This is a genomic window from Kitasatospora sp. NPDC057542 (assembly GCF_042801945.1).
In the GTDB taxonomy this organism is placed as follows: Bacteria; Actinomycetota; Actinomycetes; order Streptomycetales; family Streptomycetaceae; genus Kitasatospora.
In genome coordinates this window covers 1-7,860 of sequence record NZ_JBHVFE010000430.1, presented here as the reverse complement: position 1 = coordinate 7,860, position 7,860 = coordinate 1, and the positions used below count along the sequence as shown (strand labels likewise).

Genomic DNA, 7,860 nt, shown 5'->3' with positions numbered 1-7,860 from the left:
GCCCTGTGGTCCCGGGGCCCTGGGTGTTTCCCGCGGGAAACACGCAGGGCCCCCGGATTCGCCGTGGTCCGGCGGATGGGGGCCCCTGCAAGTCATCGCGTCGGCCAAGGGGGTGCGTGCCGCGCGATGGGCGTCGGCAGTGCCAGGTCGGGCCCGCCGAAGTTTTCGCCCAGGTCGGCGTGCTGTGTCGCCCGCCTCTGGACTTCCTCGACTATCGCACGGATCTCAGCATGTGGGCAAACCGGGCGGCTTTGATTTCAAGGTTTGTAACCTAGTTCACCTTTGGATTTTGCATAGGTTAACGCCATCACCTGTGAATATTCATGATCACGGCGATGTGGCCATGGCTTGGCGGGCTCGGGCGGCGTGTGCGCGGACGGCGGTGGGGGAGAGGTGCCGGCGGGGCGGCGGGGCCGCGGGAGTGCCGCGGCAGGCGCGGCAGAGGCCGCCGAGGAGCGCGGGCGGGCGACAGGGGGTGCGGCAGTCGGTGCACTCGATGACGCGGGTCGGCTGGGGCTGGGGGAGCGGGCGCTCCGGGGGCATCTTGTCGAGCAGGCGGCGGCGGGTGAAGGCTGCCGGGCTGTGGACGCCGTCCGGCGGCAGACCTGCGGTGAGGGCGGCGGTGAAGAGGGCCGGAGAGGTGCCCCGGGCCAGCCACTCGGCGGCCAGCGGTTCCAGGGCTGCACAGTCGGCGGCGGAGAGCGCGAGCCGGGGGTCGGCGAGGCCGAGTCCGGCGAGGGCCGCGTAGGCGGCCGAGGCGGGGGAGGTGCGGTTGAGCGTTCGCTCCCTGGGGGGATCGGGTGCTGCGGGCGTTGACGCCTCCCCGGTGGCGAGGAAGTGTGCCCACCAGGCGTCGGAGCGGGGCGTCCGGGAGAAGTAGGTGCGGAACACCCAGCGGCACTGCTTGTCGCCGACGCGTTCGCGGACGCGACGCAGGTGGCCTGCGGCGGAGAGCTTGTTGAGGGCCGTGCGGCAGGCCATCTGCCCGTAGTGGGGCTGGAGGGCGGCGAGGGTCTTCGCGTCCATGGCGGCGCCGTCGGGGAGGTGGTCGATGAGCGAGGCGAGGTAGGCCTCGCGCGCCGGGAGGTGCGTGAAGTCGGCGGCGGCGCGGGGGCGTTGGTCCGGAGCGGACTGCTTGCCGTACCCGGGGGCGGCCATGGCGGTATTGTCGTGGGTAGCCACAGGATCGAGCTCGCATTTCGATCGTGCCGGTCAGACCCCCGTTCGGTGTTGCCGCACCGGCGGGGGTTGTTTCGTTGGTTCGCACGCTACACGGCGAAACCGGCTGTGGCGTAGTCGTGACGATAAGTCATATCTGCTGCGTGCAGGGGTGGTTGGAAGGTGGTTACCCACCCGTTCCATTAAGGGGTCACTCGACCGGTGCCGCTTGAGCTTCGGAGGCGAAGGAGAGGAAAGCGGACCAGGCCTCGGGGGAGAAGGTGAGGGTCGGGCCGGTCCTGTCCTTGGAGTCGCGGACGTGGACGACGGAGGGGGAGGAGGCGACCTCGACGCAGTTGCCGTCATCGTGGTCGCTGTAGCTAGAGCGGAACCACGGCATGGTGGCGTTCATAGGTGCTCCAGTGTCTTTCGGATGAACTGTGCTGATTCCTGTGGGTTCAGAGCCTGTGAGCGGATCATCGCGTGGCGTCGGCTGAGCTTGCCTACGAGTTGTGGTTCGGAGTGGAGGGCGTTCGTCATATGCGTCTCAACATATGCATACTGCTCATTGTTGATCGTTTCCAAGATGATGAGCGATCCCGATAGTCCGGAAGGGGGCATCTGCTCGGTAGGTAGGATCTGGATCCGGATGTTGTGTGAGTCCTCGAACTCAAGCAGCCGGTGGAGTTGCGCCTTCATGACCTCCCTGCCGCCGATGGAAGTGTGGAGGGCCGCTTCGTAGATGGTGAAACTGAACAGCACCTCGGGTTCCATGAGCCTCTCCTGCCGCTTGAGGCGAGACGCCACGCGTTCTTCAATGGTGGTGTCGTTCACGGGGGGCATGGGGCGGCTGAGGACCGCCCTGGCGTAGCCCTCGGTCTGCATCAAGCCCGGGATGTAAAGAGCTTCATAGAAGTAGCAGGCAACCGCCTCCTTCTCGACCTCGAAGAAGACATCACTGCGCGCCGGCTTGGTCTCCGGGAGAAGGTACGGCTCGGCCGCCACAAGCATCCCCTTCGCGTCACACAACTCATCCGCCGCCCGGAGCAGCTTGAGCGACGGCCGCCGCCTCCCCGCCTCCATCGACCGCACGCTTTCGATGTCGTAGCAGGCCTCCTTGGCCAACTGCTCCCGGGTCACGCCCGCGCGAGTACGCCACCGCTTGAGCTGATCGCCGCAGTACTTCCACGACATCGGGTTTTCCTTCGGCGTGCTCACGGCCCCGTGCCCCTCCCTGCCCTGGTCACAGGGCGGTTCAAGCTCTCGCTGTACGTATCGCGTTACTGCCGAGGCTATGCCCGGCCGTCGACGCTTGAAGGGTGAAATGGCCGAACTCAGCCCTCGCGAGTGAAGCCGTCCGTACACCTCCAAGGACTCTGATGCTCACTCAGCCCGTCGATGTCGTCGAGTGGATGTTCCCCCGACTCCCCCGCAGCGCCGGCCGTGCCCGTATCCGCTTCATCCGGCAGGCCTTCGAGTGGGAGGTACCCGTCGACTCCGCTGAGACCGGGCTGATCCTCCTCAGCGAACTCGTCACCAACGCCTGCCGCCACGCCCGCTCCCCGCGCGACCGGATGATCGGCGTGCGCGTCCTCCTCCCCGCCCCCTCCCTCCTCCGCATCGAGGTCTCCGACGCGAACCCCGACCTCCCGACCCTCCGCCACGCCACCCCCGACGACGAGTCCGGCCGGGGCCTCGAACTCGTCGCCGCCCTCGCCACCTCCTGGGGCGCCCACCCCCGTGGCGAGGGCTACATCGGCAAGACCGTCTGGTGCGAACTCGCCCTCCCCGCCCCGGCCAACCCTCACGGCTGATTACGTGACGAGCTTGGCCAGTTCCCGCGCCAGCGCTGCCGTGTCAGGGAAGTCGCCATACTTGTCGGCGCCGCACCGGAGGTTCAGAACTCGATCGCCGATGCGGACGAGGACCGTCTCGTTGCCCAGGTAGCCCCCCTGCGGGAGCATCTTGAAGTCCAGCGCCTCGTCGCCCAGGCCGTTCAGCGGCTTGGCGACGAGGCGCGTTTCCACATCACTGCCGCCGGTGCCCACGCGCTTGTTGACGAACGACGGGCAGCGCGCCGCGAAATCCCTGATGGTGGCCAGCTGCTTCGCTGCCTGCCCGGTGCGGAAGGAGGCCACGGTCACCAGGGCGGCGTACTCATTGCCGTCGGTGGACTCCAACTGCTGGCTGGCGTATGCGGCCTCGCCGTCCAGGACGGTCATGTTGCGCATGACGTCGCACGGCGCCGTGGGCCCCAGCGCCGTGGTGCCGGAGAGGACCTGTGCTCCGCTGTCCGACTCGTGGGTGGAGCCGAACTTGGTGTTGAGGGCCCAGCCCGACGGGACGGTTTCCGCGGTGGGCAGATACGCCTTGAGGGCGCTTCCGAGGACGATGGACGGATCCACGCTCGGGATGACCGGGGTGGGCGTCGGTATGAGCGTCGGCAGCCGGAGATCTGTCGAAGCTATCTTGTGCTCCGGACCTACGGATATCGTCGCGGTCGGCACGACCGGGTTCGACGAACCGCCACCGCTCGATGAACCGCCCCCGGAGCACCCCGCCGCGCCGGCAAGGGTGAGCACGATCCCCGCCGTCACCAGAACTCGCACCTTGGCCACGTGGACCTCGCTTCCCTCACGCTGACATGACAGATCGTCATTCACGCTACCCCGCCAGGCCGACAACAGCTCGGCCTGGAGCTGACGGGCGCCGGTCCTGCGGTGCCGACCGTAGAACCGGCGCATGGTCCACCCAGCAGGTCGAGTGGGAGACTCGGGCGCAACACGGCGACCCGAGGAGTTCAAGGCATGGCGACAGATTCCACCGACGAGCCGACAGCCGCGCGTGGGCAGCGAGCTCTCGACCTCCTGGACAAGGCGATAGGCCTCCAGAGCCCGCTGGTGCGCAAGAACATAGCCCGGGCCCGTCAGCGGAACCCTGAGGCGACGCCGACACTGGTGATCCGCAATCTGGAGCGGATGTACGTCAGCGCCTTGACCGGCTCGGGTGCCGCGGTCGGAGGAACCGCGGCCGCGCCCGGAGTCGGCACGGGAGTCGCGCTGGCGCTGTCGGCGGGCGAGGCCCTCTCGTCCCTTGAGTTGAGTGCCCTCTTCGTGCTCTCGGTCGCCGAAGTCCACGGAGTCCCCATCGACGAAGTCGAGCGCCGTCGGACGATCGTGATGGGAATCATGCTCGGCGGGAGCGGCTCCACCACCATTCCCAAGATCGCCGGGCGGACCGGGCAGCACTGGGGACGTCAGATCGTGTCCAAGGTCCCGGTCGAGACCTTGCGGCAGGTCAACAAGGTCCTGGGCAAGAACTTCGTCACCAAGTACGGGACCAAGCAGGGGATCATCGTCCTCGGTCGAGTGGCGCCGTTCGGCATCGGCGCCGTGATCGGTGGTGGCGCCAACGCCGCCGTCGGCGCGATGGCGGTGCGGTCCGCTCGTCGTGCGTTCGGCCCGCCTCCGGAGTCGTGGCCGTGCCCGACGCCCGGCACGCCGCCCACCTCCGAGGACGCGCACGTCTGAGCCGGCTGCCTGCCCGGCGCCCGTCCACAGCAACCCGGTGTCGAGCACGGATGCCGGGACCAGCCGGGCCTCGGTGGCGAGTTCGGGCTCGCGGCGGTCGACCACTGTGCGAGAAGTCGGACCGGCCGACTTCTCGCGCTCCTCTGTTCATCAGGACAACGAGAAGCCCATCCGATTCACCACCGGGGTCATCGGCACGTACATCACCTGCGCGTAGCACGTGGTCGTGTGCGCCGTCGACCCGGCCGGGCAGCCGACCTCCGACCTGGCGGCCACGATCACGCCGCGGGCCTCCATGTCGCCGTTCGGGCCGGACGGGTTCGCCAGCGCCGGGCCGCCGCTGTCCCCCTTCGCGGCGATCGCCCGCAGGTCGCCGCCCTTCGACTCCGCGACGTCCACCGGCTTGATCTTCGTGCCCTCGTCGTTCGTCGTCTCCACGTCGACCCTCTTGACCTGCACGTCGCACTTCCAGCCCGACTGGGCGCCGCTCAGACAGATCAAGTCCCCGACGTTGTTCCGCCCGGCCCCGTACGTGTGCCGGGACGAGCCGCCCTTGTCCGACCAGGCGCCGTCGTAGAACCGGCCGCCGCCGCTCCCGTTGATGGCGATCATGCCGACGTCCAGGCCGGCGCCGGCCGTGGCCAGGTCGCCGATGTAGCTCCCGGTGCCGTTGTAGTACCGGCCGCCGCCGCAGTGCGCGGCGGTCAGGACCACCTTCGTCCCGCCCTTCCAGCCGCTGAACGCCGTCGAGCAGAACGACGCCTTTCCGGTGCTCACCTCGGCGCCCGCGTAGTACGGCGCGCCGTCGGAGTGCCGGCTGCCGGACAGCGCCACCGGTGTTCCCTCGACGCCGGCCGTCACCGGCATCCCGGCGATCTCGGCGGCCCGCGAGGAGTACGCCTGCGCGTCCGCGTCACCGCCGGTCAGTTGCTTCGCCTTCGCCGGCGCGTACGTGATCGCGATGGCGGCGCCGTCCTCCTGCGGGCCGATCGACGTCCACGCGTCGCGCGCCACGGCGGCGGTGAACCGGTCGATCGCGGCGCGCATCTCCGCGCGGGAGTACGGGCTCCGGTGGACGTCGACGGTGTAGCCGGAGCCGGCGTTCGCGGCGTTCGCGTCGAGCAGGGAGCGGACCCTGGCCGGGGCCTCGCCCTTCCAGTAGACGTCGGCGTGCTGGTTCGACGCGTCGATCACGGTCCCGGCGTAGCCGGCCGCCGCCGGATCCCCGGACTCCACCCAGTCCTGCACCGGGTCCGTCATGCGGTGGAGCAGCTGCTGGGCCTCCGGACCGCGGAGCACCGGCAGGCTCACGGACAGGTACGGCTCGTCCTGCACGACGTCGGCGGCGACCAGGCCGGAGGCGACCACGACGGTCAGGGCCAGGGACAGCACGAGGCGGGAGCGGCGCATGAGCAGGTCCTTCCGGTGAGCCGATGGGCCGACACTCAGCGTAGGGACCGATCGACGGTCCGCTACGAATGGAAGCCGTGGACCAGGCCGTCAGTGGTTGCACGCGTGCGGGAATGCGCCCCCGGTAGGGGCGGGACGGCGTCCCGGAGGCAGGTGGGGTGCCTGCGCCGCCCAGCCCCTCGCCCCGAGACAGTCGCGAGAAGTCGGACCGGCCGACTTCTCGCGCAGGCTGGAGGCCCAGCACCGGCCGGTCAGCGGTGGGCCGACGGCGCTGCTGTTCGCCGGGACCCGGACGACGGCCAGGTGTGCGGCATTCACTTCGTCACCGACCCCGACAAGCTCTCCCGCCTATCCCGGAAGGAAGCGCGATGATCGTCGTCACCGGAGCCACCGGAGCCACCGGAACCGGGAAGCGGAGGCGGCGGCCGTCGTCATCCGGCGGTGAGTGTCAAGTCGTTGACCAGGAAGTGGAGTTCCATGTCGTCCGTGAACTCCGCCCACAGCAACTCGGCGTCGAGCACGGATGCCGCGACCAGTCGAGCCTCGGCGACGAGCTCCGGGTGGTAGTCGAAGCCCGGCCAGGGCAGGACGGGGTGGTCGTTCGCCTCGCCGAACCGCCGGACCCGCTCGATGTCGCCCAGGACCGCGTGCGGCAGTGACTCGTTCGCCCAGGACCACAGCCAGGACTGCTGGGAGCGGCTGACGCTGCCGATCATCGTGAGTCGGCCGGTGAGGAACACCTTCCCGTCGCGCGACCACGCGATCTGCGCGTCGTCCATCGACCAGTGGTACTGCACGTCACCCGACAGTCCGAAGCGTTCGACCACGAGGGCCTGCCGAGTGCGGGCACGCTCGCGGGCCGCGCGTACGACCTCCTCCCATCCGGAGTGGTCATGCTTCGAGCGGTCGTCCACTTCGCCTCCTCGCACGGAACTGTCGGCAAGATCATCCCACCCTCCGGGAACAGGCCGGAGTGGTCGAACACCGCGGACCACCGTGAGCGAGAATCGCGGCATGGTGATGGCGCGGCACTGGTACTCGTCGGCTCCCGTGGTGGACGGTCTTCCCCTGATCAGCGAGCCGGGGTTCTGAGCCGCGCACCTCGCCGACCTGTACCAGGGCCTCTCGCCCGAGGACCTCGGCGCGGACCCGGCCGATGCCGGCGCCATGCTGGAGCGGCTTCACGACAAGGCGGCGTGGCCCGTCTTCACCGTGCGTCTCACCGGCGACTTCGCGATCGTCGTGCACTACAACAGCGGCGAGGAGTTCACGAGCACCGACTACTTCCTGACGCACCCGGAGTGGTTCGACTCCCTGGTGCTCGCCGGCGACGACCAGGACCGGATCGGTCCGGGCCTGTGCTGGCCCGAACTCGCGGCAGTGCTCCACACGCCCGACGGGGCCGACGGAGTCACCGATCCCCATGCCCGGCTCCTGCTTCTCCTGCCCGTACTGGGCGATGCCGGGGCGCCTCCGGAAGCGGTGGACCTGGTGGTGGCGGCGCTGAGGGCCCAGGGCGCCCCCGACAGGTGCGAGCCGCTGGCCCGGCGCCTGCTCGAAGGCCACCCGATGTGGGGTGCCGAGGCGTGGTCGTTCGACGCCGACGAGCAGAGCTGGATCTGCGACGGCGAGCACAGCCCGCGGAAGACTCCGTTGGGCGAGCGGCTGCCCGCGGAAGGCAGGACCGCGTTGCAGGCCTGCCTCACGCCGGTCGAACAGGTCAGAGCCTGAGGGGCCTGCGCGAGAAGTCGGACCGGCCGAC

9 protein-coding genes are annotated in these 7,860 nt (G+C 69.5%); 3 read left to right on the top strand and 6 right to left on the bottom strand.

The annotated features are described in order from the left end of the window. Window positions 1–327: 327 nt before the first annotated feature. From ACFU7Y_RS35420 to ACFU7Y_RS35410, 3 genes are all read right to left on the bottom strand, one after another. On the bottom strand, window positions 328–1,158 hold the full coding sequence (locus ACFU7Y_RS35420; protein WP_380770820.1) for a hypothetical protein: 831 nt from the start codon (window positions 1,156–1,158) through the stop codon (window positions 328–330). A 211-nt stretch (window positions 1,159–1,369) separates the two neighbouring features. After that, window positions 1,370–1,570: a DUF397 domain-containing protein gene (locus ACFU7Y_RS35415; RefSeq protein ID WP_224276819.1), complete on the bottom strand. Its 201-nt coding sequence runs from the start codon at window positions 1,568–1,570 to the stop codon at window positions 1,370–1,372. Then, window positions 1,567–2,376: a helix-turn-helix transcriptional regulator gene (locus ACFU7Y_RS35410; protein ID WP_224276817.1), complete on the bottom strand. Its 810-nt coding sequence runs from the start codon at window positions 2,374–2,376 to the stop codon at window positions 1,567–1,569. Before ACFU7Y_RS35410 ends, ACFU7Y_RS35415 begins: the two co-directional genes overlap by 4 nt. Before the next feature lie 161 nt (window positions 2,377–2,537). Here ACFU7Y_RS35410 and ACFU7Y_RS35405 point away from each other — a divergent pair, with 161 nt between their 5' ends. After that, window positions 2,538–2,972 carry an ATP-binding protein gene (locus ACFU7Y_RS35405; RefSeq protein ID WP_224276815.1) on the top strand — a complete coding sequence of 145 codons (435 nt, stop codon included), beginning with the start codon at window positions 2,538–2,540 and terminating at the stop codon, window positions 2,970–2,972. On the opposite strand, the gene ACFU7Y_RS35400 is transcribed toward ACFU7Y_RS35405, so the two are convergent. Continuing rightward, window positions 2,973–3,902, bottom strand: a complete 930-nt coding sequence (locus tag ACFU7Y_RS35400) for a hypothetical protein (protein WP_224276813.1) — start codon at window positions 3,900–3,902, stop codon at window positions 2,973–2,975. A gap of 63 nt (window positions 3,903–3,965) precedes the next feature. Between ACFU7Y_RS35400 and ACFU7Y_RS35395 the strand changes: the two genes are divergently transcribed. Next, window positions 3,966–4,688 carry a hypothetical protein gene (locus ACFU7Y_RS35395; RefSeq protein ID WP_224276811.1) on the top strand — a complete coding sequence of 241 codons (723 nt, stop codon included), beginning with the start codon at window positions 3,966–3,968 and terminating at the stop codon, window positions 4,686–4,688. A 150-nt stretch (window positions 4,689–4,838) separates the two neighbouring features. Here ACFU7Y_RS35395 and ACFU7Y_RS35390 read toward each other — a convergent pair whose 3' ends face one another. Further along, entirely contained in the window at window positions 4,839–6,098 is a 1,260-nt protein-coding gene (locus ACFU7Y_RS35390; protein ID WP_380770819.1) for a hypothetical protein, read from the bottom strand. 431 nt (window positions 6,099–6,529) lie between these two features. Continuing rightward, entirely contained in the window at window positions 6,530–7,012 is a 483-nt protein-coding gene (locus ACFU7Y_RS35385; RefSeq protein WP_380770818.1) for a DUF6882 domain-containing protein, read from the bottom strand. A gap of 253 nt (window positions 7,013–7,265) precedes the next feature. Here ACFU7Y_RS35385 and ACFU7Y_RS35380 point away from each other — a divergent pair, with 253 nt between their 5' ends. Continuing rightward, entirely contained in the window at window positions 7,266–7,829 is a 564-nt protein-coding gene (locus ACFU7Y_RS35380) for a hypothetical protein (RefSeq protein WP_380770816.1), read from the top strand. Window positions 7,830–7,860 lie beyond the last annotated feature (31 nt).

Excerpts from the sequence above, each read along its gene's own strand:
- ACFU7Y_RS35420 (WP_380770820.1), bottom strand. The coding sequence starts at position 1,158 with ATGGCCGCCCCCGGGTACGGCAAGCAGTCCGCTCCGGACCAACGCCCC.
- ACFU7Y_RS35415 (WP_224276819.1), bottom strand. The coding sequence starts at position 1,570 with ATGAACGCCACCATGCCGTGGTTCCGCTCTAGCTACAGCGACCACGAT.
- ACFU7Y_RS35405 (WP_224276815.1), top strand. The coding sequence starts at position 2,538 with ATGCTCACTCAGCCCGTCGATGTCGTCGAGTGGATGTTCCCCCGACTC.
- ACFU7Y_RS35400 (WP_224276813.1), bottom strand. The coding sequence starts at position 3,902 with ATGCGCCGGTTCTACGGTCGGCACCGCAGGACCGGCGCCCGTCAGCTC.
- ACFU7Y_RS35395 (WP_224276811.1), top strand. The coding sequence starts at position 3,966 with ATGGCGACAGATTCCACCGACGAGCCGACAGCCGCGCGTGGGCAGCGA.
- ACFU7Y_RS35390 (WP_380770819.1), bottom strand. The coding sequence starts at position 6,098 with ATGCGCCGCTCCCGCCTCGTGCTGTCCCTGGCCCTGACCGTCGTGGTC.
- ACFU7Y_RS35380 (WP_380770816.1), top strand. The coding sequence starts at position 7,266 with ATGCTGGAGCGGCTTCACGACAAGGCGGCGTGGCCCGTCTTCACCGTG.